We start from the raw sequence: 23,138 nt of genomic DNA, 5'->3' as shown, positions 1-23,138 counted from the left end.
CTCACAGCTCCCGCAGGACCTGCACGGCGGGACGGCGCGCCAGCCGCACGGCTGCGGCGGCCACCGCGGCCAGCGTCGCGACGGTGATCGACCCGAGGGCCGTGAGATAGGGCCAGGGCACCGTCGGCGTCGACGGCGGCGGGTCGAAGACGCCGGTCAAAACCTTGACCAGCATCTGCGACACCAACGCGCCGATCACCGCGCCGGCGACCAGCCCGCCGACCGCCAGGGCCGCGGCCTCCCCGGACACGAAGCCGCGCAGCTGCCGCCGGCTCGCACCGAGCGCGGTCGCGATCGCGAAGGTGCGGCGCCGTTCGGCCAGGCCGAGCGCGAGCACCAGCCCGCCCGAGGCCGCGGCGAGCAGCAGCGCGAACGTGAGCTCGACGCGGGTCAGCCCGGCCAGGTCGACGGCGGTCAGGCTCGAGCCGACCACCCGGCGGGTGGTGGCGAGATCCGTCACCGTGGCGGTGGGGCCGAGCAGGGTGCGGATCCGGTGGGCGACCGAGGCGATGTGCTGCCCGCCCGTGTCGACCAGGAACGCGCCGATCGTGGCGCTGCCGGTCTTCTGCGCCACGTACGAGGCGTTGGCGACGAAGAAGCTGTCCTTCGGCGCGGTGGGGAACTCATTCACGACGCCGACATAGTGGAACGGCACGGTGGTGAACTGCTTGGTCCGCCCGTTCTGCAGACGGAGATTGAGCAGGTCGCCGGGGCGCAACTGGAAGTCCTTCACCGTCTCGGCCGACACGAGGATCGAGTCCGGCCTGACCGCCAGGGTGTGGGTCAGCTGCTCGGCCGTGCCGCCGGTGAAGTAGGCGTCCTGGAGCGCCGTCGCCCGCCTGATGGTGCCGGGCCGCACGCCGTACAGGTCCTGCAGGTCCGAGCCGACGTAGGCGAAGCGGTGCTGCAGCGGCTCGACGCTCTTGACCCCGGGCACCGCGGCCAGTCTCCGGGCCTGGTCGGGGCCGACGGACGCGCCGGGCGATTCGGTCACGGTTACGTCGGCGCCGTTGGTCAGCCAGGCGTCGACCTCGGCCTGCCGGCGGTAGGTGGAGTTGAACGTCGCGGTCGAGGCGGCGAAGGCCACCGCCAGGGCGAGCAGCACGATGGATCGGGCCAGTAGGCGGCGCTGGCGCGCCATGCCGGCGGCGACCGTGCCCGACAGCCCGCCGGCCAGCGGACGCAGCCCGGCGCCGACGAGCCGCCGCCCGGGGCCGAGCAGCAGGTCGTACAGCCGCCAGGCGAGCAGCCCGGTGCCGAGCCACAGCAGCGCGGGCCCGGCGAACGCCCAGTACGACACCGAGATGGTCGGCTGCCCTTCCGGTGCCAGGACGAGCTGGTAGCCGTTGCGGCCGGTCACGGCGAACACCGCGCCGGCGGCGGCCAGCAGCACGAAGTCCAGTCCGTAGCGGCTCCAGCCGGGTGCCCGGGTACGGCCGACGGTGAGGCGCCCGGCGCTCACGGTCGTCGCCCGGGCGTCGCGGTGCGCGGGCACCAGGACGGTGAGCGCGGCGATCACGAGACCGGCCACGGCGGCGCCCGCGGTCCAGGCGACGGCGGTCGCGGTCGTGGCGCCGAAGCGCGCCGAGCCGAACGCCACCCTGCCGACCAGGGCCGCGCCGGCGAGACCCACGACGCTGCCGGCGATGCCCACGACGGCGGCCTCGACGGCGGCCAGCCGCGTCACCTGGCGGACGGAGGCTCCACGGGTGCGCAGCAGCGCCTGTTCGCGACGCCGCCGCGTTGCCCCGGCGCCCGCGATCGCGGCGGTCAGCAGCCCGGCCAGGACCGCTCCGGGCAGGCCGAGGAACAGGAACAGGATCTGCGCGTACGCCGCGTCCTGGCGCGCGGAGTCCAGAGCCGCCCCCAGGTTGTTCCCGACCACGGCCCCGCCCGCGGTCCGGGCCTCGAGATTCCGGGCGGCCGCCGTGATGGCCGTGTAGGCCGCAGCCGGGTCCGACGGCAGCGCGTGGGAGCGCCTGATGTGGATCTGCGTGGTGACCAGATCCGGGCGGGTCCTGGCCTGCGGGTCGAACAGCTGGTGCCACAGCGCCTGGGGCAGCAGGAGTACGTTGTCCGGCGGCGCCGACGGCTGGGAGCCCGGCGGAGCGCCGACCTTCTGGAACAGCGAGTCGGCCTGCGGCAGGTCCACCACTCCGTCGACGCGCACGCGTGCCGGAGCCATCCCCGCGCGGCCGACGCTGATCGTGTCGCCGGGTCCGGCGTGCAGATTGGCGGCGGTCTGCTGGGCCAGCAGCACGCCGGTCCCGGATCCGGTGAGCGTACGAATCTCGCCGGGGAAGGCCCGGGAGTAGGCGTCCGGCAGGCCCAGCACGGCACCGGATCCGGTGGTCTGGGTGGTCTGCCCGGTGTAGGTGAGGCCGGTGGTCTGCGCGAAGCCGACCAGGAGGGCCTGCCGGGTCGCCGGATCGGCCCGTACGGCGCCGAGGACCGGGCTCGGATCGGTGCCCCCGGTGACCTGGACCTGCCAGTCGACCGCCATGCCGGAAGCGGCCCGTGCGGTCATGGTCGCCTTGGAGGCGGCGAGGAACGCGCCGAGGCAGGCGAGCAACGCCACGGCGACCGCGACTCCGGCCGCTGCGGCGGCCATCCGGGGAGTGCGCCTGTGGATCAGGCCGTGGAGCCAGATCCAGATCATCATGGCCTCCTGTCGTCGCCGGGGCCGGCGCCCCGCGTGGCGAGGCCGCCGTCGCGCATGGTCCACCGATGGGGCAGCCGGGCGGCGATCTGGGCGTCGTGCGTGGTGACGATCAGCGCGGCCCCGAGTTCCTCGGCCGCTGTGAGGAGCACGGAGATGACGTGGCCGCCGGTTTCGTGGTCGAGCTGGCCCGTGGGCTCGTCGGCCAGGATGAGTCTCGGTCGGCCGGCGATCACGCGGGCGACGGCGGCGCGCTGGGCCTGTCCACCGGACAGCTCTTCGGGGAGCTTCGGCCCCAGGTCGGCGATCCCGACGCGGTCCAGGGCCGCCGACGCGCGCGCGGCCGCGTCCTGGGCGGGTATACCGGCGAACAGCAGCGGGAGGGCGACGTTCTCGGTGACGTCCAGTGTCGGGATGAGGCTGGGCCCCTGGAAGATCACGCCGATTGGGCCGGGTCTGCCGTTCGGGCCGGCGCCGAGACCCGGCCAGGCGATCGTCCCGCCGGTCGGGGCGTCCAGGCCCGCGATCAGGTGCAACAGGGTGGACTTGCCCGATCCGGACGGCCCCATCAGCGCCACGCGCGCCCCGGACGGCACCGTGCAGGACACGTCGTGCACGGCGACGACGGCCGTCGGACCGGTGCCGAAGGTGCGCGCCACGTTCACGCACCGCACCAGTGCGCCGTCGGCGGGCGTGGCCGGCGCGCCGTCCGCCCGCGCGGCGGCGCCGTCACGCAGGCTCATCAAGCCACCTGTCCGTCACGGAGCCGAATGACGCGGTCGGCGGCCGCGGCCACGGCCGGACTGTGACCGGCCACCAGCACCGCCACCCCGGAGCGCGCGCGCTCGGCCAGGAGATCGAGGATCTGCCGCTCGGTGGCCGAGTCGAGCTCACCGGTCGGTTCGTCCGCCAGCACCACGGCGGGATCGCCCGCCAGGGCGACCGCCAGGCCGGCGCGCGTCGCCTCACCGCCGGACAGCCGGCTCGGGTACGCCTCGCCGCGTGCCGCCAGCCCCACCAGCTCCAGCAGCGCGGCGGCGTTGTCGCGCCGACCGCGGGCGGCGAGCCGCTGGGCCAGCCGGACGTTCTGCCGGACGGTCAGGTGCTCGAGGAGGTTCCCGGATTGGAACACCAGCCCGATCATGCGGGCGCGCAGCCGGGTCCGTACGGTCTCGGGCTGATGGCTGATGCGCCGCCCGCCGACCACGACCGTGCCGCCGTCGGGCTCGTCCAGTCCGGCCAGGCACGCCAGCAGAGTCGACTTGCCCGACCCGGAGGGGCCTACGACCGCCACCAGCTCCCCGGCGTGCAGCGACAGGGACACGCCGCGCAGCGCCAGTGTCTCCTCCTCCCCGGCGCGGAAGAAGCGGTAGAGCGTACGGGCCGACAGCGCGACGCCCTCGTCAAGGACCTCGCCGGTCGTGGAAACGCCGGCGCCCGGGCTCATCGCCGCCACCGCAGGGAGTCGGTGACGAGCCGCCACGGGTCGACGTTGTCGGCGCCCACCGGGCCCGAAAGGGTGAGGATCGCCTCGGTGCCGGCCTTCCAGAACTCATAGCGTTCGACCTCGTCCTGGATGGTCTTGCCGGTCACCGGGTTGGCGGGAGACTGGGCCTGGTAGGTGATCCGCACGGCGGGGCCCGCCTTCCGCTGCACCACGGTGACATCGCCCGGCCTGAACCCAGGGGTGGAGGACCGGATCTGCGCCAGTTCCGTCGCCCGCGCCGAGGCCACGGTCGGCGCACTGGCCGCCGGGTGCGCCTCGACACGGACGATGTTCAACTTGTCGGTGAACACCGTCGCGGACCCGTTCCGACTCCGCGCCCAGCCTTCGGGGACCTTGACGGTGAACAGGCCGCCCGCCGCGGTGAACGGCACGAAGACCTGGTTGTCGGGGATGTCGCCAGGAGGGTTGGACTCCTTCGGCGTGGGCGGCGGCGGGGGCGCGCCGGCGGCGGTCTGGCCCGATGCGGCGACCGATCGGCCGTTCCCACCGCCGCATGCGGTCAGCGCGGCGATGAGTACGAGTGCGCCTCCAGCGTGGATCATGCTTCGACGAGTTCTCATGAGCGGCCCCCGATCTCCGGAGAAATCCATCCGTCGCACCCGACGCTAGGAACCCCCCGGTTAGCCGACCCGGCCCCGACGGCTAGACGACGGCAAAATCGGTGGTCGAAGCGGTCGGATCGGCGACCGCGGCGGCAGACTGGCAGCAGGCCCGTAATCGGCAGTCGCTCGAGGGGGACGGGCGTGCGCAGACGCATCGTGACCTTGGCGGTGCTGGCCGCCGTCCTGGCGATCAGCCTGTTCGGCGTGCCGTTCGCCATCGGCCTGGCGCGCTCCTACACGGCCGACGAGCGAGCCGAGCTGTCCCGGTTCGCCACCGGGGCCACCGTCGCGGTCGCACCCGCGCAGCTGACCGGAGGCGACCCCATCGAACTGCCGCGGACCGAACCCGACATGACACTCGGCGTCTACGACGCCGCCGGGCGCAGGATCACCGGTCGCGGGCCGGTCCATGCCGACGGAGCGGTCCGTGCGGCGCTGCGCGGTAGCGCGGCCGACGAATCCACGGGGCCCGACATCGTCGTCGCCGTGCCGATCGCGGACAACGAACGCGTCACCGGTGCGATCCGCGCCGCCACCGGGAAGCAGGTCGTCTACCGGCGCATCGCGCGGACCTGGCTCGTCATGCTGGGGGTCGCCCTGCTGGCGATCGGCCTCACCGCGATCCTCGCCCGGCGTCAGGCCCGGCGCCTGGCCCGGCCGCTCGAGGAGATGTCGGCCAACGCCCAGCGGCTCAGCGACGGCGACCTGAGCGTACGGACCCGGCCCAGCGGAATCCCCGAGATCGACGCGGTCGCCGCGAGCCTCAACGCCACCGCCGAACGCCTCGGCACCCTGCTCGCCCGCGAACGCGCCTTCTCCGCCGATGCCTCTCACCAGCTGCGCACCCCGCTGACCGGCCTGCGGCTCACCCTGGAGGCCATGAGGGACACCCCCGCAGGGGCCTCCGAGGAGGCGATCACGACGGCCATCGCCGCGACGAACCGCCTCCAGACGATCATTGACGACCTGCTCGCCCTGGCGCGCGACGTCCCCGATCGCAGCGGGACCCTCGACGCCAAGGTCCTCATCGACGAGATCCGCCAGAACTGGCACGCCGGCCTGGCCGCCCGCGGCCGCCCGCTGCGTCTGACCATCGAACCGGACCTGCCGCCGGCCCACGCCTCGACCGCCGCGGTCCGCCAGATCCTCGACGTCCTGCTCGACAACGCCGTACGACACGGCACGGGCCCGGTCACGGTCCGCGTCCGCGACGCCGGGGACGCCCTCGCCATCGACGTCGCCGACGAGGGCCCCGGCATCACGCAGCCGCCGGACGCGCTCTTCCGCCGCCGCGCGGCGGGCACCGCCGGACACGGCATCGGCCTGGCCATGGCCCGCAGCCTCGCCGAGGCCGAAGGCGGTCGCCTGCTCCTGACTCGCCCCGCGCCCGCGAAGTTCACCCTTCTGCTCCCCGTGGCCCGGGACTGAGCAGGGCACGGCCGGGACGAGCCTTCGCCATGGGTCAGGAGATGCGTGTGGTCGCCGTGGCCGGCTGACGGCTGTTCCTCATGTGGGCCCAGCCCATCAGGCCGAACAGGACCGCGAGAAGAACGGCGGACGAGCCGGCGGTCCCCAGGTCGAGGCCGCCTTTCACGGTCGGCTTGGTAAGGAGGTCGCCAGCCGTGGCGCCGAACGGGCGGGTCAGGACGAAGGCGAGCCAGAACAGCAGCACGTTCGGCACGGCGGGCGCGTATCTGAGCGCGAGGAGTGCGGCGAGCAGTCCGGTGATCAGCAGGACGCCGCCGCTGTATCCGAGGCCGGAGCTGTCGGACAGGAAGTCGCCCATGGAGGTTCCGAGCGTGTTGGAGACGAGGATCGCCGACCAGAACAGGGCCTCGCCGCGGAAGGTGTCGATGTCGCGGATCGCGAAGGTCAGCCCGGTGAATTTCCAGACGACGAAGATGCCGATCAGGATCGAGATCAGGATCGCGGCGCCGGCCGGGTAGCCCAGGCCGATGCCTTGGGGCCCCCAGCCGAGGGATTTGACCCCCTCGGGGAGGTATTTGGCGTTTGCTGCGCGGTTCATGAAGTCCGACATCGTGGTGCCGGCCATGCTCGTGGACAGGATGACCGTCCAGTAAAAGAACGGGTTGTACTGCTTTGAAACGAGCTGGATCACCAACGTGACGAGGAAGGCCAGGAACAGCGCGATCGTCGTGAGGAAGTAGCCCAGCCTCAGCGTCTGGGCGAACAGGTCGCCCGCCGTCTCGCCGAGCGTCGTCGCGGCGATCTTCATTATCCAGAAGGCCAGAGTGACCTCCGGCAACTTCTTCACCGCGTATCTGCCGGCACCGGCGATGCCGACTTCGGCCAAGGCTTCCGGCCTCGTCATCTATCCTCCAAGGTCGGTGACAGGGCGGCAGGCGCGTACGACTTCGCCGGACAACGTCTGTCGACCGGTGGCTATGTGGTTGATTTGAGCCGGATTAGGCCCCAATGACCGGCTCCGAATGCAAGAGGCGGCGAACACTGCCGTGTCCCGGTTCGAGCTAGCGGGTCAGCGGGCGCGCCGACGCGCCGGCGCCCGTGCCCTTCCGCATCGCCTGCCTACTCTAAGGCAAAGCTACTACACGGATAGTAAAAAGCCCGGAGGGCGGTTGGGCATGTTGTCTGACCGGAGCGGCACTCGAGCTCGTCGCGGCGGGACGATCAGGACCACCGTCCCCGTACCCGCGGGCCGATGCGACGCCTCGGCCCGGGCCTGCAGACGGTCCGGGATTTTGCCATCGTCTAGCAATCGGGATCGGTTCCGCTAACCGCGGGTTTTCTAGCGTGATGTCCCATCGGTGCATACTCATGACGGATCACCGAACATGCTCCGGGTCGCGTTGGTGGCGGGAATGGTGATATGAGCGGGGTCGAAGGCCATGGCCCGCGACCAGGCACCCGCAGACCCGGTCACATGTGAGAATTACGGCATTCCGGCTGGCCGCGGCCCGGGATCAGGAAATCAAGGTCAATGCTTTAACGCTATTGGCCCGTAACCTCTCGAGTCCGAATTCAGCGATCGGCCTCCTCATGAGCGGCGGAGGTGGGAACCTCGTGACTAACACTGCTGTAAGCAAGTTGCCGGTGGTCGGTGCGTTGTTCTGGACGATCAAGATTGTGGCGACCACGCTGGGTGAGTCGGCGTCCAACTACGTGGCGATAACGCCGCTGAGGCTCGGCTACGCCACCGGCGCGGTCATCTTCTTCGTGGCGTTGGTCCTCACCCTGGCGATGCAGCTGAAGACCGATCGGTTCCGTCCGGTCATATTCTGGTCGGTGATCTTGACAACCAGCATCGTGGGCACTGCGATGTCGGATTTCATGAACCGCACCGCCGGGCTGGGCTACACCGGAGGCGCGGCAGTACTGACCACCCTCCTGGTGCTCGTGCTGGTCACCTGGCGAGCGACGGGGGAGACCATGGACGTCGAGCGGATCGCCACCAGGAAGGGCGAGATCCTCTACTGGTCCGCCACAACGGTGTCAAACACGCTGGGGACCTCCAGCGGTGACTTCCTGTCCAACAGCCTTGGCCTGGGCTTCCGAGCCAGTGCGCTGGTACTGTCCGGAATAATGCTGCTGATCCTCGCCGCACATTATCTGACCAGCCTCTCGGGAACTGTGCTGTTCTGGAGCGCCTACGTGCTCACTCGCCCACTCGGGGCAGTCGCGGAGAACGCAGTGGAAAAGCCCGTTGCGACGGGCGGGGCCGGAGTGGGAACCACTGTCACCTCCACCGCCCTGATCGCCGTACTGGTGGTGCTGGTCGGCTACCAGACGTTCACCCATCGCCAGCAGACCCGCACCCTGGACACCGCCTCCTCGACGGGCAGTTAGCCGCTGTTGAGCAGCCGCGCCATGCCTGCAGCCGTAGGGCGGAGCCGGATATGGCAAGGTCGGGCGGCATCGAGCACACGTGGCGAGCGGACATACTGACCGGGTGACGGCTCATCGAGTTCTCGTCGTGGAGGACGACCACGGCGTACGGGACGTGCTCGCGCGCGGGCTCCGGGAGGAGGGCTTCCGCGTCACCACGGCCGTGGACGGCGCGTCCGCGCTTCGTACGATCGAGGGCGGGGCCGACGCGGTCGTGCTGGACGTCGGACTGCCCGACTCCGACGGCCGCGACGTCTGCCAGGCGATGCGCGCCCGTGGTCTCGATGTGCCCGTGCTGTTCCTGACCGCCTATGACGGCGTGACGAACCGGCTCTCCGGCTTTTCGGCGGGCGGTGACGACTACCTCGTCAAGCCGTTCCACATCGCCGAGCTCGTGGCCCGATTGCGGGCGGTGCTGCGCCGGGCCGGCGGCGACACGAGCCTGCGGACGGCCGACCTGCGACTGGACCCGGCGACCCACGATCTGTCGCTGGCCGGCCGATCAATCGCGCTGTCACCCACCGAGTTCCGCATCCTGGGATGCCTGATGGCCGCGGCCGGCGCGGTGGTCCCGCGGCGGGCGCTGCTGCGGGCGGGCTGGCCCGAAGGCGCCATCGTCACGCCGAACACACTCGACCAGTACGTCGCCAAGCTCCGCCGCAAGCTCCGTGAACTCGGCAGCGAACGCCGTATCGGCACGGTTCGCGGTGTCGGCTACCGACTCCAGTGACCGATCGCATCGTCAGGCTCTTGCGGCCCGCGAGCCTGCGGGCCCGCCTCACGCTACTGGCCCTCCTCACGACGGCGTGCTGGATGATCCTGCTCGCCGTGGGATTCAACCTCTTCCTCGGGGCGCGGCTGCGCGCCGAGGCCGATGATCTGCTGCGTACGCGGGCCGAAGCGGTCGCGGCCACGGTGCAGACCAGCCCCGGCGGGACGCTGACGGTGCGGGAATCCCGCGATGATCAGGTTCTCGACACCGACACCTGGATCTACCACGGCGACCACGCCGTAGAGCGGCCACAGGCAGCCGCCGTCGTCCAGGAGCACGCGGACGCTCTGGCCGGCACGGGCGAGCGGTTCAGCCAGCTGGCCGAGCCGCTCGCGATCCGCTTCTACGCCCTTCCCATCCTCGATCGCGGGCACCCGGTCGGCACCACCGTCGTGGCCGTGGCCCTCGATCCCTACCAGCGGATGGCCAGGCTCGCGCTGGTCGGCTCGGTCGGGCTCACGCTCTTCATCCTCCTCGGCATCTCGATCGTGACCGGCGCCGTGATCCGCCGGGCGCTGGAGCCCGTCACCCGGATGAGCACCCAGGCCGCCGAGTGGAGCGAGCACGAGATCGGCCAGCGTTTCGGCACCGCCGAGCGCCCAACCGAACTCGCCGCTCTGGCCGCTAACCTGGACGCGCTTCTCGACCGGCTGGCCGCCGTCGTCCGGCACGAGCGGCAACTGTCGGGCGAGCTGTCCCACGAACTGCGCACGCCCCTGGCACAGATCGGCGCCGAGACCGAGCTCCTGCTGGCCAGGCCGCGCAGCGCCACCGAACAGCGGGCGGCGCACACCGCGATCGCCGCCGGTGTGGCGCGGATGCGCGAGATCATCGAGACCCTGCTGACCACGGCACGGATGGACATCGCCGAGGTGCCCGGCCGTTGCGACATCGCCGCACTCCTCGCACGCCTCGCCGGCGCGGCCTCGCCCGAAGGACCGACCATCCGCGTGCGCAGCCCCGCGCGATGCGTCGCCGGAGTACCGAAAGAGATCGTCGAGCGCATCCTCACGCCGATCCTGGACAACGCCCGCCGCTACGCGGCCACCCAGATCACCATCGCCGCCGAGAACCACGACCGCGCGGTACGGATCGCGGTCGGCGATGACGGCCCCGGAGTCCCGGCGGATCTGACGGCGACGCTCTTCGAACCCGGCCGCCGGGGCGACCCGCACGACGGGCACGACGGCGCCGGCCTCGGGCTGGCGCTCGCCCGGCGCCTGGCCCATGCCGCGGGCGGTGACGTGGTCCTTGCCGAGACCACCGCGGGCGCCACTTTCGAGGTGCTCCTGCCGTACGGCTGACCCCGGTCCGTGGCCAGGGACTACCTCTCCCAGTCCCGCGGCGACGGCGGCCTCGGCCTCGGCACGGTCGTGACCAGCGCGCTCTTCCTCGTGACGATTCTGGGCCTCGTCATCTACCTCGCCGTCTCGCGTAAGGACGAGAGCGCTCCCGCAGTGGTCGACGGCGGGCGTGCCACAGGTGGCCGCCACACCCGGGTGTGACCGCCCTCCGGAGCGATCGACCGCCGCCGTGAGCGGAGACGGGTCAGGGGCGCCGGCCGGGGCAGTCGTCGAGGCCGTGGTTGTGGTACCAGCAGCCTCCGGAGGGTTCGGTGTCGAAACGGGTCGCGGCGACGGCGTTGCCGGTCAGGGCGTTGTCGTGGACCCAGGCCGCGCCACAGGTGCCGGCCCCCGTGACGACGAGCCCGTGGGTCTGGGTCTTGCGGTCCTGGCCGTCCCAGACCCGGTTGTCGCGGATCGTCGGGCTGTGAACGGCGGCGGCGAGAGTGAGGCCGGCTCTGACGTCGGGGGCGTCGGGCAGCCGGTACGGGGATCCGGGGGAAGGGGTGCCCTCCGGCCACGCGGTCGTGGCGCCGGGACGGACGGGCGCGAGGGCGAGTTCGGTGGCGCCGTTGCCCATCACGACGGCCTGTTGCGCGCCCGCCGTGACCCATTTGCCGATGTGCCCGTTCGGCCGCCAGTCGGCCGCGGTGTCGATCAACGACCGTGCCGTGTAGGAGACCGTGTCGCCCTCGCCTTCGGTCGCGGGTTCGCACTGGCGGCCGTTGCCGCGGATGCGGTTCCCGGCGATGTCGGGATCCGCGAGGGCCGAGTCGACGAAGATGCCGTCCAGGCCGTTGTCCCAGAACTCGTTGGCATCGATGATCATGTTGCCGGCCGCCTCCTGGGGGCCGCCGGCCAGGTTGTGCTGCCAGTACCCGTAACGGCCGTTCCGGCTGATGCGGTTGCCCGCCAAGGTGTACGGGCCGGGCGTGTTGCCGATCGCGACACCGTCCCAGACGTTGTCCTCGATGATGCAGCCGGTCACGATCCCCCCGCGCCCGGCGACGGCGGACGTGCCCAGCGCCGAGACGTCGTAGCCGGCCTGGTGGTTGCCGATCAGCGTGCATCCGGAGACGACCAGGCCGTCGGCGCCCCAGTCGGAGATGCCGAACCGGTTGCCCTCCGAGTGACAGCCGAGCACCCGGATGCCGCGGGTCGCGGGCCACCGCCGGTCCTGCAGCTCGAAGAAGATGCCGTTGGTGCCGTTCCGCACCGTCGTGCACGAGGACACGGTGCAGCGCTCGGTGGAGCCCCAGCCGCCGGTGCCGATGCCGATGCCGGCGCCTCCCAGCCACTCGCCATCTCGTTCGAGCCGCCCGCAGTGCACGACCAGCAGGCCGTCCACGAAGGTGTCCTGCAGGAAGTCGCAGCCGAACCCGGTGGCGGGCGTGTCGTGAATGTAGAGGTCGTGGAAGCGCCCGCGCAGGACGTACTGCAGGCCGAGCCCCTTGGACAGCACGTCGTACTGGGAGAGGATCACGCCGGAGCCGTCGATCTCGAACCGCGCGAAGGTGCAGTCGGCGATGGGGTTCCCACGGCCCGCGCCGTGCTGCAGAGCCGTGAAGTAGGCCAGCGGGGTCGCGGCGGCCGGGTCGCCGGGGTTGGCGAGGGCGAAGCGCGTGGCCGCCGGGCCGGCACCGATCAGGGACACCCCGCTCCGCCAGACCGTGCCCCGGTCCCGGATCGAGTACAGCCCCGACGGGCAGAAGATGGTGCGCGGCCGGCCGTCCGCCGCGTACGCCGCCCCGAGCTCGTCGACCAGGGCCTGCAGGGCGGGCTGGTCGTTGGTGTGCCCGTCCCCGGTCAGCCCGTGATCACGCGCGTTGCGCACGAACCGGTCCGGTGTCATCAGACCGGGGCCAGCCGGTCGATGAGCGCACGGCACCGCGCCTGGTTCTCCCGCGCGCGCTCGCGCAGGACCTGGAATCGCTCCCGCAGCATCGTGGAACACGCGCCCCGTTCGTCCCACAGCCGATCGAGCTGGGCCAGGAGCGGGCCGGCCTGCCGTCGCTCGATGCCCGTCAAGGCAGGGGCGCCGATCGTCTGCGCGAAGTCGAAGACCTTTCCGGCGTACGGCAGCGGCAGTATCGGTACGCCGGCGCGGGCGGCGAAGATCAGGAAGTGGAGCCGCATCCCGACCGCGAAGTCCAGGTGACGCATGAGCCCGGCGATCTGGCCGGGACTGTACGTGCGGTTGAGCACGCGGGCGTTCTCCGGGGCGCTCATCGCCGACAGGACCGCGTGAGAGTGGGCGATGTCCCCGCGCTCCATCGGGATGAACACGGCCTGGGCGTCGTATCTGAACGTCATGAAGTCCGCGACCTCGGCGAGCAGACCGTGATAGCTGCTCTCGTCGAGGTTGTCGGCCGCCCGGCCCGGTTCGCGCACCGAGAGCCCCACCAGGCGGGTCTGGCCGTCGATGCCCTCCCGGAGCAGCATCTCCTCGGTGAACTCCTCCGGCTCCAGCAGCACCGCCGCGTCGGCGGTCGCCGAGATCTCCCGGGTGACCCCCATCCCTTCGAGGACGAGTATCGACTCGTGGTCCCGGACCGTTAGGTCGGTCATCTGCTCGACGGTGTCCCGTACGACGTCGATCTCCTCGTGACCGGTCAACGGCCCGGCGCCGATCGCGTAGCCGAAGGTGGGCACGCCCAGCCGGTGGGCCAGGCGCACCGGCCGCATCACCGAGGCGGCCAGGCCGTCGTGGAGGATGCCGCCCCCGCCGAGGATGAGCAGGTCGAGCCCGGCCTCCATCTCGGCGAGCTGCCCCAGCGAGACCTCGGTGTAGCCCACCGCCGGGGTGCCGAAACAGGCGCGGGTGTGCTCGGGATGCCGGCTGAACACGACCTGTTGCGCCGCGGGCCGTATCTGCCGCAGGCTGTCGAGGACACAGGCGAGGATCGCCTCGTCGCCGAGGTTCAGCCCGCCGTACGAGCCGAGCACCCCGATGCGGAGTTCGTGACACCGGCCGTTGGCCATCCGGTCCACCTCCCCCTGTCCCGTGGCGAGCCGGGATGACGACGGCGGCCACCACGAGCACCGGCCGCGTGCGCCGGGGCCGGCGGACGCCGGGCCCCGCCGGGCCGACGCGGCCGGCCTGGCGACACGCCGCGTATACCCATGGTGACGGCGGTCCGGGTCCGCCACATCCTCACATCGTGTAGTCGCGCGATGCCCACGATCGCCGGGCGGACCGGTACTACGATCTTCGAGTGATCGTTCGCATCGGGGGAGGCCGCGGCCGGTGAACGGCTGGATGAGTGAACGCGCCAGGGTGGGGCCGGCCGGTCTCGACCTGGATCCCACCACGCCGAGCGTCGCGCGGATGTACGACTACTTCCTCGGCGGGAAGGACCACTTCGCCGCCGATCGGGCGGCCGCCGAGAAGGTCACCGAGGCCCTGCCCGACGTCGGCGCGGTCGCCCGGGCGAACCGGGAGTTCCTCCAGCGCGCCGTGCGGCACGTCGCGGACTGCGGCGTCGACCAGTTCATCGACCTCGGCTCGGGCCTGCCGACGCAGGGCAACGTGCACGAGATCGCGCAGTCCGTCCACCCGCACGCCCGGGTGGTCTACGTGGACAACGACCCGGTGGTGATCTCCCACGCGCGGGCGTTGCTGGCCTCCGACGAGCGCACCACCGTCGTCCGCGCCGACCTGCGCGATCCGGCCGCCGTCCTGGAGGACCCGGAGACCCGGCGATTGATCGACTTCAGCCGTCCGGTCGGGCTGTTGTTCGTGGCCGTCCTCCACTTCGTCGCCGACGAGGAGGATCCGGCCGGTCTCGTCCGGGAGTACCGGGACGTGCTCGCGCCCGGCAGCCACGTCATCCTCTCCCACGCTGCGGTGGAGGAACGCCGCAACGTGAATGTGGCGTCCGCCTACCGGGGCGCCAACGCCCCCTTCATCGCGCGGACCCGCGACGAGGTCACCGGCTACCTCGAGGGGCTGGACATCGTCGAGCCCGGCGTGGTCAACCTGTGCGAGTGGCGGCCCACCCGCATCGCGAAGCCGCTGCGGGCCGGCTGGACGGCGGTCGCGCGCCGGCGCTGAGCCGGGCGACCGCCACCATTGCACCGTGCGGGCGGCCGGGGTACCGGGTAGAACACCCCCATGGCCGACCCCGCGATCGAACCGGTGCGCCCGGAGCCGGCATCGATGGAGGACGTCGATGCGGTGACATCCGCGGTGTCGACCGCCTCGCGGCTGCTGGTGGCGATCTCGGCGCGGTCGCTCGCGTCGGTGGGGGAGCGAGTGACGCTTCCGCAGTTCCGCCTGCTGGTGGTGCTGGCCACCCATGAGGAGACCAAGCTGGTGACCCTCGCCGAGGATCTCGCGGTCAATCCCTCCACCGCGATGCGGATGGTCGAACGTCTGGTGGCCGCGGGCCTGGTGAGCCGGCGGACCAACCCGGCCAGCCGCCGGGAGGTCCTGTTGCGGCCGACCGAGTCCGGGCGGCGGCTCGTGGAAGAGGTGACGGCCCGGCGGCGGGAGGAGATCGCGGCGATCGTCGCCGCGATGCCCGCCGATCATCGGGCCGGCCTGGTGGACGCGCTGCGGGCGTTCACCGACGCCGGTGACGAGCCCGCCGTGGGTGGTCCCGTCCGCGACGCCGTGCCCCTGGGATGGGACTGAGCCCGCCGCGCGGACGGTAGGCCTGGGGCCGCGTACGCCCTGTCCCCGGCCCGCAACGGCTCCTGATCATCGGTGGCGACGCGATCGGGGCCCTCCTCGGTGCCGGTGGGTTAATCGAATCGGCAAGGTTCGGCATCACCGGCATGCCGGTTTCCGTCTCCCCGGCCAAGTGCGTCGACGGTGGTCGTCGTGATCGTTCGCGGTCGCGCAGATGCTTCGTCGACACCCGGCTGAGGAGAAGCGCCATGTCGGACATTGAGCAGTCGCGGATGAGGCGTGCCGGTCTTACGGTGCTCGCCGCGGTCGTCCTGGCCGTCGGATTCGTGGCCTCTCCCGCCGCGGCGCGTACCGCCGACCCGGGCCCGCGGAACCACTCCGCCGCGGCGGCGGCGTTCCCCGCCGGCAAGGTGCTGATCAGGCGGGCGTGCGCGCCGCCGACGCACCGGAACGAGGTGGCGTGCCTCGCGTTGATCCGTACCGACGTCAAGCCGTCGCGCGGCATTCAGCATCTGCTCGCGCCTTCCGGCCTCGGGCCGGCCGACCTGCGGAGCGCCTACGCGTTGCCGTCCTCGGGCGGCGCCGGGCAGACGATCGCGATCATCGACGCGTACGACGATCCGAACGCCGAGGCCGACCTCGCGGTCTACCGGTCCCAGTACGGGCTCCCGCCGTGCACGACCGCGAACGGCTGCTTCCGGAAGGTCGACCAGAACGGCGGTAACGCCCTGCCCACACCGGACGCCGGCTGGGCGGCGGAGGAGTCGCTGGACCTGGACATGGCGTCCGCCATCTGCCCGAGCTGCAAACTCCTGCTGGTCGAGGCCACAGCGCCGTTCCTCACCGACCTCGGCACGGCGGTCAACACCGCCGTTCGCATGGGCGCCAAGTACGTCTCCAACAGTTACGGCGGAGCGGAGCTCTCCAACGCTCCGAGCCTCGACGCCACCTACTTCGACCATCCGGGAGTGGCGATCACCGCCTCCTCCGGTGACGACGGATACCACGTTGAATATCCGGCTGCGTCCCGCTTCGTGACCGCAGTCGGCGGCACCAGCCTGTCCAGAGCGTCCGGCGCGCGCGGCTGGAGCGAGGCGGCGTGGAGCGGCTCGGGGTCCGGATGCACCGCGTACATCGCCAAGCCGGCGTGGCAGAGCGACGGAGGATGCGCCAAACGTACGGTCGCCGACGTCTCCGCGGTCGCCGACCCCGCCACCGGTGTGGCGGTCTACGACACGTACCAGTCCGGCGGCTGGCAGGTCTACGGAGGCACCAGCGCCTCCGCTCCGATCGTCGCCGGCGTGTACGCGCTGGCCGGGCCCCCGCCGGCCCAGAACTACCCCGCGTCCTTCCCGTACCAGCACCCGGCGGCGTTGTTCGACGTCGCGTCCGGCCGCAACGGCACCTGTACCCCGGCCTACCTGTGCACCGCCGGGGCCGGTTACGACGGGCCGACCGGTCTGGGTACGCCGAACGGCCTCACCGCCTTCCGGCCCGGCGGCGGCACCGGCCCGTGCGTCTCACCCGGAAACAAGATCGTCAATGGCGGATTCGAGAACGGCGCGTCGCCCTGGACCAGCACTCCCAATGTGATCCTGGCCAACGGCGGCGGCGAGACCGCCCACTCGGGCACCCACTTCGCCTGGCTGGACGGTTACGGAACCACCCACACCGACACCCTCGCGCAGACGGTGACGATCCCCGCGGGCTGCCGGGCGGTTCTCAACCTCTGGCTGCACATCGACACCGCCGAGACGGACGCCGTCGCCTACGACACCCTGACCGTCAAGGTCGGCACCCGGACCGTCGCGACGTACACCAACCTCAACGCCGCTCCGGGCTACCGGGCCGTCGCGCTCGACCTGTCGTCCTTCGCCGGCCAGACGGTGTCGCTGTCCTTCACCGGCACGGAGGACGCCTCCCTGCGGACCAGTTTTGTCGTCGACGACGTCGCGCTCAACGCCTCGTAGGCGACGCGGTCAGGCGCCGGACTCGATCCGGTAACCGACGCCGCGAACGGTCTGGATGGTGTCGCGGGCGAAGGGACGGTCGATCTTGTCCCGCAGCGACCGGATGTAGACGTCGACGACGTTCGATCCGCCCGTGTAGGCGAAGTCCCAGACATGGTCGATCAGATGGCTGCGGCTCAGCACCTCGTCGGGCCGGCGCATGAGTTCGCGCAGCACTTCGAACTCCTTGGGCGACAGCCGGATGTCGACGTCGCCCCGCCGCACCGAGCGGGTGCGCGGGTCCAGCCGCAGGTCGGCGACCTGGAGCACGGCCGGGCGGTCGAGCGGCTCGCGGCGGACCAGCGCGCGCAGCCGCGCGTACAACTCCTCGAGCGCGAACGGTTTGGTCAGGTAGTCGTCCGCGCCCGCGTCCAAGCCGCGGACCCGGTCGCGGACCGCGTCGCGTGCGGTGAGGATGAGGACCGGCATCCACCGGCCCCGCTCGCGCATGCGGCGGCACACCTCGAACCCGTCCGGGGCCGGGATCATCGCGTCGAGGACGACCACGTCGTAGTCGATCTCCAGAACGCTCCACATCGCGTCCTCGCCGTACGCGACGGCGTCGACGGAGTAGCCCGCACGCCGCAGGGCGCGGACCAGCATGGCGCTCATTCCGGGGTCGTCCTCGACGAGGAGCAACCGCATGTCGAACAGCCTAGTCTCGCCTCTTCGGCCGCCATCGTGCGCCGGGTGGTCTCGATCCGGGCGGCCAGCCGGGCGAGCCCAGAGTTGATCTGGTCCAGTTCGCCGAGGATCTCGCCGCCGGCCGCCTCGATCCGCCGCGCTGCCGCGAGGTGGCTCCGCGCCCGCTCGTCGGCGGCGCGGACGGCGTGGCGGATGGCCATCAGGACCAGGGACGCGGTGGCCAGGGTGAGACCGGGCATGATGAGGTCGAGGGTCGTGACCGCGTTCGTGTCCCGGACGTGCAGGTCCGTCAGCGTCGCCGCGACCGTTACGAGGACCAGCACCGCGCCCAGGAAGGTCCACGATCCCAGCAGGTCGCTCGCCAGGTCGCGGGCGCGCTCGGCCCGGCCGGGCACGTGCCCCCGGTGGAGTGTGATCTTCGGGTCCGGCGGGTGGATGAAGTACGTCGTCTCTCTCATGGGTCCAGATTGGGCCGGTCGCCATGAGAGCAGCATGAAGATCTGGGAGGTGGGACCCCGTGCGGCTGGTGCCGGGCTCGCTGCGCGCCCGGCTGCTCCTGGCGTTCACGCTGGGCGCGTCGGCGGCGCTCATGCTCTGCCTCGTCCTCCTCTACGTCCTGCTCGTCCGGCAGCTGAACGCCGCGCTCGACGAGGATCTGACCCAGCGGAGCCACGACCTGGCGACCGCGGCGACTCAGGGGGATCTCGGCGCGGTCGGCCGCGACCCGCTGGCCCAGCTGTACGCGGGCGACGGCACGCAGATCAGCGGTTCACCCGCGCTGGCCGGCGTACGACTTCTCAGCGTCTCCGAGGTGCGCTCCTTCACCGGCCGACGCCTGGTCCACCGCTCACTGCCGGGCGGCGCGCCGGCGCGGATGCTGGCCCGCCGGATCCGCCACGGCCGCGTGCTGGCCGTGGCGGTGTCGACCCATCCCGCCGAGGCCGCCCGCCACCGTCTCACGTGGGTGCTCTTCCTGGCCGCGCCGGGACTCGTCGCCGTCCTGACGGTGGCCGGCTGGTGCGTGCTGCGCGCCGCGCTGCGGCCGGTCCGCGCGCTGACCCGGGAGGCGTCCGCGATCTCCTCGCTCGACACGGGCCGGCGGTTGCCGTCCGTCCCCGGTGACGACGAGATCGCGGAACTGGCCCGCACGCTGGACGCGATGCTCGCCCGCCTGCGTGTCTCCTTCGAGCGGGAACGCGCGTTCGTCGACGACGCCGGTCATGAGCTCCGCAGCCCGATCGCCGTCCTACGGGGGCAGCTCGAACTCGCGCTCGCCGCGACCGGCCACCGCGAGGAGATCGAAAGATCATTGCAGGCGTCCCTCGCCGAGACCGACCGGCTCACCCGGCTCGCCGAGGACCTCCTCCTGCTGGCCCGGGAACGCGCCGGAACGCTGCTGCTCCGCCGTGAACCCCTCGACCTGCTCGACCTGGCCGCCGCGGAGGCACGCCGCCTCGAACCGATCCTCGGCCTGCGGACCGACGTCACGGGCGACCCGGTGGTCGTGGACGCCGACGGTGACCGGCTCCGCCAGGTGCTCACCAACCTCGCCGCCAACAGCGCCGCCGCGGGGGCGCGAGCCCTGCGGCTGACGATCAGCCGTGAGCCGGACGAGGTGACGATCGAGGCCGCCGACGACGGCCCCGGATTCGCGCCCGGCCTCCTGGACTCGGCATTCGAACGCTTCGCCCGAGGAGACACGGCCCGTACGCGAGGCACGCCGGGCGCGGGGCTGGGCCTGTCGATCGTCCGCAGCGTGGTCGCGGCCCACGGTGGCATGGTCGACGCGAAGAACGGTCCGCCGCTCGGCGGCGCGGTGATCACCATCCGGCTGCCCGCCTGAGGGCCGGTGGCTCGAGTCCGGGCGGCCGGTCCGCGCTCATTCGTGCTTGCGGGAGATGGTGTGCCGGCCCGTCATGGCGATGGCGGGGGCGCCGTCGGCGTCGGTCCACTCGCCGCACGGACCGCCGCCTTCGCTGACGCCCAGCTCGAGCGGCGTGCCGTCCATGCGCAGCGCCGGATGGAAGTACTCGGCGACCTGCCGGGCCTCGGCCTGGATGTAGTGGCCGATCAGCGCCCGCCGGAACCGGTCGGCGCTCGTGTTGGGCATGCTGCCGTGCACCAGGGAGCCGTTGAAGAACAGCACGTCGCCGGGGTCCATCCGCACGGGCCGGGCCCGGTGATCGTCGGGTAGGGGGACCGTGACGTCGGTGAAGCTGACCCGGGTGTCGGCCTTGGTGGTGCACAGGATCGGCCAGCGCTGGCTGCCGGGCACCACCATCATGCAGCCGTTCTCCTCGTCGGTCGGATCCAGCGCCATCCAGGCCGCGACGCAGGTGCCGGGCTCGACGCGCAGGTAGAAGTTGTCCTGGTGCACGGCCTGACCGCGGGAGCCGGGCGGCTTGAAGTACAGCATCGACTGGACGGCGTAGGGCTCCGCGCCCAGCAGGGCGGTGAGACGCTCCCGGAGCCGGGAGTCGAGGAGCCACCGCAGCGTGGTGTCGTCCCAGCGGTGCATCTGCGCCATCCGCGGATACCGCCGCAGCGGGTCCCGTCCGGGGACCCGAACGCCCGCCAGGTCGTCCGGGTGCGGACCGCGCCGGCGCAGGTCCATGAAATGGTCCCTCAGCCGGTCCACATCCTCGGCGCGGAACGCCCCGCGCGCCACCAGATAGCCTTCCCGCTCGAACACGTCTTTGTCGGAATCACTCATGGACTCTCCCTTCCGCGTTCGGACGGCGTCGGCCGTCCGATGACGAACATCCAGCTCCTGGGAAGATCATGCGTGGATCCTGCCGCTTCGACCAGGAACGATCGACGCGAGGAGTTGACCGTTTGACGCATCTGCTACCCACCCCGTACGGCGCGGAGATCCGGGTGCGGCCGGTCACGGCGCCCACCTACTGGCGCTGCGAACCAGGCTGGTCCTGGCACGCCCGCCCGCTGCCGAACCACCTCCTGTGGTACGTCCTGGACGGTGTCGGGCACCTGACGCTGGACGGACGGCGGCACGCGCTGGCGGCGGGCAGCTGCGTGCTGTTCGCGCCCGGCGACGAGCCGGTCGCCGGGCACGACCCCCGCCGGCGGCTCCTGGTCTTCGGCCTGCACCTGACGCTGAGCACCGCCGACGACGCACCGGCCGCCCCGGCCGCCGTCATCCCGGCGGAGCGCTGCTGCCGACTGCGCGACCCGGCGCTGGCCGCCGCACTGGCGAGTCGCTGCGACGCCGCCCACCGGCGCGGCGACCGCTTCGGCGCCGGGCAGAGCCTGCTGTGCCTGGAACAGCTGCTCTGCCTGTTCTGGGACGACGCGACCCGGCCCGCGCCGGAACGCGTCGACGCCGCCCTGGAACAGATCACGCAGGAGATCCGGCAGGACCCGAGCCGGCGCTGGACCGTGGCCGAGCTGGCCTCCCGCGCGGCGCTGTCGCGCGCCCAGTTCACCCGGCGGTTCACCGCGTACACCGGCATGCCTCCGGCCCGCTATCTCATCCGCGCACGCGTCGACCGGGCCCGTCAGCTGCTGACCGAGACGAACATGTCCGTCGGCCAGGTCGCCGCGACGCTCGGCTACACCGACCTGCCGTACTTCAGCCGGCAGTACAAGCAGTGCACCGGGCACTCGCCGGGCCGCCGCCCGGCCTGAGCGAGGGCTCCGACCGGCGCACGCGGTGCCGTTCCCCAACGCCCTTCCTTAACACCGCCCTAAGTGACCGGCCTACTTCCTTAAGGGCGGCATAAACGCGTATTCCGCGGCCGGTCGGCTGTCTAGGGTCATGACTGCTTTCGTAAACCTCCTTAACTGCGGAGCAGTGCATGACTCGAATTCCCGGCAACCGCCGTGTCCGGTCCATCGCCGGTCTCGCTCTCGCCGCCGCCCTGGCGGCGAGCGGCTGTGCGCAGGCCACCGGCGCCACGAGAACCGCCGGTGCGGTGAACCTCGGTGCGAAGGCCGCCCCGGCCGCCTTCACCCATCCGGGCGTTCTGGTCAGCAGGTCCCAGCTGGACTTCGTACGCGGGAAGGTGAACGCGGGCGCCCAGCCGTGGAAGTCCGCCTACGGCCAGATGATGGCCAGCCGATACGCCTCCCTGTCGCGTACGCCGAAGCCGCGCGCGGTCGTCGAGTGCGGCCCCGTCAGCAACCCGAACCACGGCTGCACCGACGAGCGGGAGGACGCGCTGGCGGCGTACACCGACGCGCTCGCCTGGTACATCACCCGGGACGGCCGGTACGCCGAGAAGGCCGTCCAGCTCATGAACGCCTGGTCCGCGGTGCTCAAGGACCACACCAACAGCAACGCGCCGCTGCAGTCCGGCTGGTCCGCGTCGGTCTGGCCGCGGGCCGCCGAGATCATCCGCTACACCTACACCGGCTGGACGAGCGACGCCGTCACCCGGTTCGCCGGGATGCTGCGGAACGTGTACCTCCCGAAGGTGATCAACGGTTCCAACAGCAACGGGAACTGGGAGCTCAGCATGATGGAGGCCGCCGTCGGCATCTCCGTCTTCCTGGACGACCGGACGAGTTACGACAAGGCGGTCGCCAGGTTCCGCAAGCGCGTGCCCGCCTACATCTACCTCTCCTCGGACGGCGCGCTCCCCGTCGCCCCCGCCGGCAGCGGCATCGACACGAAGGCCGAGATCGTCAAGTACTGGCAGGGCCAGTCGACGTTCGTCACCGGGCTCACCCAGGAGACCTGCCGCGACTTCGTGCACACCGGATACGGGATCTCGGCGATCTCACACGTCGCCGAGACGAGCCGGATCCAGAAAGAGGACCTCTACCCGGAGGTCGGCGAGCGACTCCGCCAGGCGCTGGGCTTCCAGGCCAAGTACCAGCTCGGCGCGGCCGTGCCGTCGTGGCTGTGCGGCGGCACGCTCAAGCGCGGCCTCGGGCCCGTGACGGAGGTCGCCTTCAACGCGCTGCACAACCGGATGGGCACCGCGATGACCAACACCCAGAAGCTCACCGAGCAGCAGCGGCCGGCCGGGACGAACAACCTGTTCGTCGCGTGGGAGACCCTCACCCACGCCGAAAACCCCGCCTGACCGGCGGCGGGGCCGACTTCCTGTCGGCCCCTATCGGTCCGATCGGACCATTTCCG

At 71.7% G+C, this 23,138-nt stretch carries 21 protein-coding genes; 11 read left to right on the top strand and 10 right to left on the bottom strand.

Annotated features, from left to right (window positions below):
- Position 1 precedes the first annotated feature (1 nt).
- Genes ABEA24_RS25685 through ABEA24_RS25670 form a run of 4 tightly spaced genes read right to left on the bottom strand, consistent with a single transcriptional unit; the run spans position 2 to position 4,708 of the window.
- Positions 2-2,662, bottom strand: coding sequence for an ABC transporter permease (locus ABEA24_RS25685; protein WP_345433607.1), 2,661 nt, complete (start codon positions 2,660-2,662; stop codon positions 2-4).
- Entirely contained in the window at positions 2,659-3,402 is a 744-nt protein-coding gene (locus ABEA24_RS25680) for an ABC transporter ATP-binding protein (RefSeq protein ID WP_345433606.1), read from the bottom strand. The genes ABEA24_RS25685 and ABEA24_RS25680 overlap by 4 nt, the downstream gene beginning before the upstream one ends.
- Positions 3,402-4,106 carry an ABC transporter ATP-binding protein gene (locus ABEA24_RS25675; protein ID WP_345433605.1) on the bottom strand — a complete coding sequence of 235 codons (705 nt, stop codon included), beginning with the start codon at positions 4,104-4,106 and terminating at the stop codon, positions 3,402-3,404. Before ABEA24_RS25675 ends, ABEA24_RS25680 begins: the two co-directional genes overlap by 1 nt.
- Positions 4,103-4,708, bottom strand: coding sequence for a hypothetical protein (locus tag ABEA24_RS25670; protein WP_345433604.1), 606 nt, complete (start codon positions 4,706-4,708; stop codon positions 4,103-4,105). The genes ABEA24_RS25675 and ABEA24_RS25670 overlap by 4 nt, the downstream gene beginning before the upstream one ends.
- A 201-nt stretch (positions 4,709-4,909) precedes the next feature.
- Between ABEA24_RS25670 and ABEA24_RS25665 the strand changes: the two genes are divergently transcribed.
- Positions 4,910-6,196, top strand: coding sequence for a sensor histidine kinase (locus ABEA24_RS25665; protein WP_345433603.1), 1,287 nt, complete (start codon positions 4,910-4,912; stop codon positions 6,194-6,196).
- 34 nt (positions 6,197-6,230) lie between these two features.
- On the opposite strand, the gene ABEA24_RS25660 is transcribed toward ABEA24_RS25665, so the two are convergent.
- The gene (locus tag ABEA24_RS25660; protein ID WP_345433602.1) at positions 6,231-7,100 is read right to left on the bottom strand and encodes a COG4705 family protein; all 870 of its coding nucleotides are present in this window, start codon (positions 7,098-7,100) and stop codon (positions 6,231-6,233) included.
- Positions 7,101-7,810: 710 nt separating this feature from the next.
- On the opposite strand from ABEA24_RS25660, the gene ABEA24_RS25655 reads away from it, so the two are divergent.
- The 4 genes from ABEA24_RS25655 to ABEA24_RS25640 all read left to right on the top strand — a co-directional run bounded on the left by ABEA24_RS25655 (position 7,811) and on the right by ABEA24_RS25640 (position 10,909).
- Positions 7,811-8,593 (top strand): COG4705 family protein, encoded by a 783-nt coding sequence (locus tag ABEA24_RS25655; protein WP_345433601.1) that lies wholly within the window; start codon positions 7,811-7,813, stop codon positions 8,591-8,593.
- 103 nt (positions 8,594-8,696) lie between these two features.
- Positions 8,697-9,362, top strand: coding sequence for a response regulator transcription factor (locus ABEA24_RS25650; RefSeq protein WP_345433600.1), 666 nt, complete (start codon positions 8,697-8,699; stop codon positions 9,360-9,362).
- A gap of 20 nt (positions 9,363-9,382) precedes the next feature.
- Entirely contained in the window at positions 9,383-10,708 is a 1,326-nt protein-coding gene (locus tag ABEA24_RS25645) for a sensor histidine kinase (protein ID WP_345433599.1), read from the top strand.
- A gap of 9 nt (positions 10,709-10,717) precedes the next feature.
- Positions 10,718-10,909, top strand: a complete 192-nt coding sequence (locus ABEA24_RS25640) for a hypothetical protein (RefSeq protein WP_345433598.1) — start codon at positions 10,718-10,720, stop codon at positions 10,907-10,909.
- Positions 10,910-10,952: 43 nt separating this feature from the next.
- On the opposite strand, the gene ABEA24_RS25635 is transcribed toward ABEA24_RS25640, so the two are convergent.
- Complete coding sequence (locus ABEA24_RS25635) at positions 10,953-12,581, bottom strand: right-handed parallel beta-helix repeat-containing protein (protein ID WP_345433597.1); 1,629 nt, start codon at positions 12,579-12,581, stop codon at positions 10,953-10,955.
- 17 nt (positions 12,582-12,598) lie between these two features.
- Positions 12,599-13,729 (bottom strand): polysaccharide pyruvyl transferase family protein, encoded by a 1,131-nt coding sequence (locus tag ABEA24_RS25630; protein ID WP_345433596.1) that lies wholly within the window; start codon positions 13,727-13,729, stop codon positions 12,599-12,601.
- Positions 13,730-14,006: 277 nt separating this feature from the next.
- On the opposite strand from ABEA24_RS25630, the gene ABEA24_RS25625 reads away from it, so the two are divergent.
- The 3 genes from ABEA24_RS25625 to ABEA24_RS25615 all read left to right on the top strand — a co-directional run bounded on the left by ABEA24_RS25625 (position 14,007) and on the right by ABEA24_RS25615 (position 17,350).
- On the top strand, positions 14,007-14,801 hold the full coding sequence (locus ABEA24_RS25625; RefSeq protein WP_345433595.1) for an SAM-dependent methyltransferase: 795 nt from the start codon (positions 14,007-14,009) through the stop codon (positions 14,799-14,801).
- A 60-nt stretch (positions 14,802-14,861) separates the two neighbouring features.
- Positions 14,862-15,383 carry a MarR family winged helix-turn-helix transcriptional regulator gene (locus ABEA24_RS25620; RefSeq protein ID WP_345433593.1) on the top strand — a complete coding sequence of 174 codons (522 nt, stop codon included), beginning with the start codon at positions 14,862-14,864 and terminating at the stop codon, positions 15,381-15,383.
- Positions 15,384-15,628: 245 nt separating this feature from the next.
- Complete coding sequence (locus tag ABEA24_RS25615; protein WP_345433592.1) at positions 15,629-17,350, top strand: S8 family serine peptidase; 1,722 nt, start codon at positions 15,629-15,631, stop codon at positions 17,348-17,350.
- 9 nt (positions 17,351-17,359) lie between these two features.
- Here the strand turns inward: ABEA24_RS25615 and ABEA24_RS25610 are convergent, their stop codons facing one another.
- Together ABEA24_RS25610 and ABEA24_RS25605 are read right to left on the bottom strand one after the other, a co-directional pair.
- Complete coding sequence (locus ABEA24_RS25610; RefSeq protein WP_345433591.1) at positions 17,360-18,034, bottom strand: response regulator transcription factor; 675 nt, start codon at positions 18,032-18,034, stop codon at positions 17,360-17,362.
- Positions 17,998-18,492, bottom strand: coding sequence for a hypothetical protein (locus tag ABEA24_RS25605; RefSeq protein WP_345433590.1), 495 nt, complete (start codon positions 18,490-18,492; stop codon positions 17,998-18,000). Before ABEA24_RS25605 ends, ABEA24_RS25610 begins: the two co-directional genes overlap by 37 nt.
- Before the next feature lie 59 nt (positions 18,493-18,551).
- On the opposite strand from ABEA24_RS25605, the gene ABEA24_RS25600 reads away from it, so the two are divergent.
- A complete protein-coding gene (locus ABEA24_RS25600; protein WP_345433589.1) occupies positions 18,552-19,877 on the top strand; it encodes a sensor histidine kinase in 1,326 nt (441 codons plus the stop codon).
- Positions 19,878-19,913: 36 nt separating this feature from the next.
- Here the strand turns inward: ABEA24_RS25600 and ABEA24_RS25595 are convergent, their stop codons facing one another.
- Positions 19,914-20,747, bottom strand: a complete 834-nt coding sequence (locus ABEA24_RS25595; protein WP_345433588.1) for a phytanoyl-CoA dioxygenase family protein — start codon at positions 20,745-20,747, stop codon at positions 19,914-19,916.
- A gap of 122 nt (positions 20,748-20,869) precedes the next feature.
- Here ABEA24_RS25595 and ABEA24_RS25590 point away from each other — a divergent pair, with 122 nt between their 5' ends.
- Positions 20,870-21,679 (top strand): AraC family transcriptional regulator, encoded by an 810-nt coding sequence (locus tag ABEA24_RS25590; RefSeq protein ID WP_345433587.1) that lies wholly within the window; start codon positions 20,870-20,872, stop codon positions 21,677-21,679.
- A 170-nt stretch (positions 21,680-21,849) separates the two neighbouring features.
- Positions 21,850-23,082, top strand: coding sequence for an alginate lyase family protein (locus ABEA24_RS25585; RefSeq protein ID WP_345433586.1), 1,233 nt, complete (start codon positions 21,850-21,852; stop codon positions 23,080-23,082).
- Positions 23,083-23,138: the final 56 nt, after the last annotated feature.

This window comes from Actinoallomurus vinaceus, assembly GCF_039542055.1.
Classification (GTDB): Bacteria; Actinomycetota; Actinomycetes; order Streptosporangiales; family Streptosporangiaceae; genus Actinoallomurus; species Actinoallomurus vinaceus.
The sequence above is the reverse complement of the archived record's forward strand: the minus strand, read 5'-3'. Positions and strand labels throughout refer to the sequence as shown.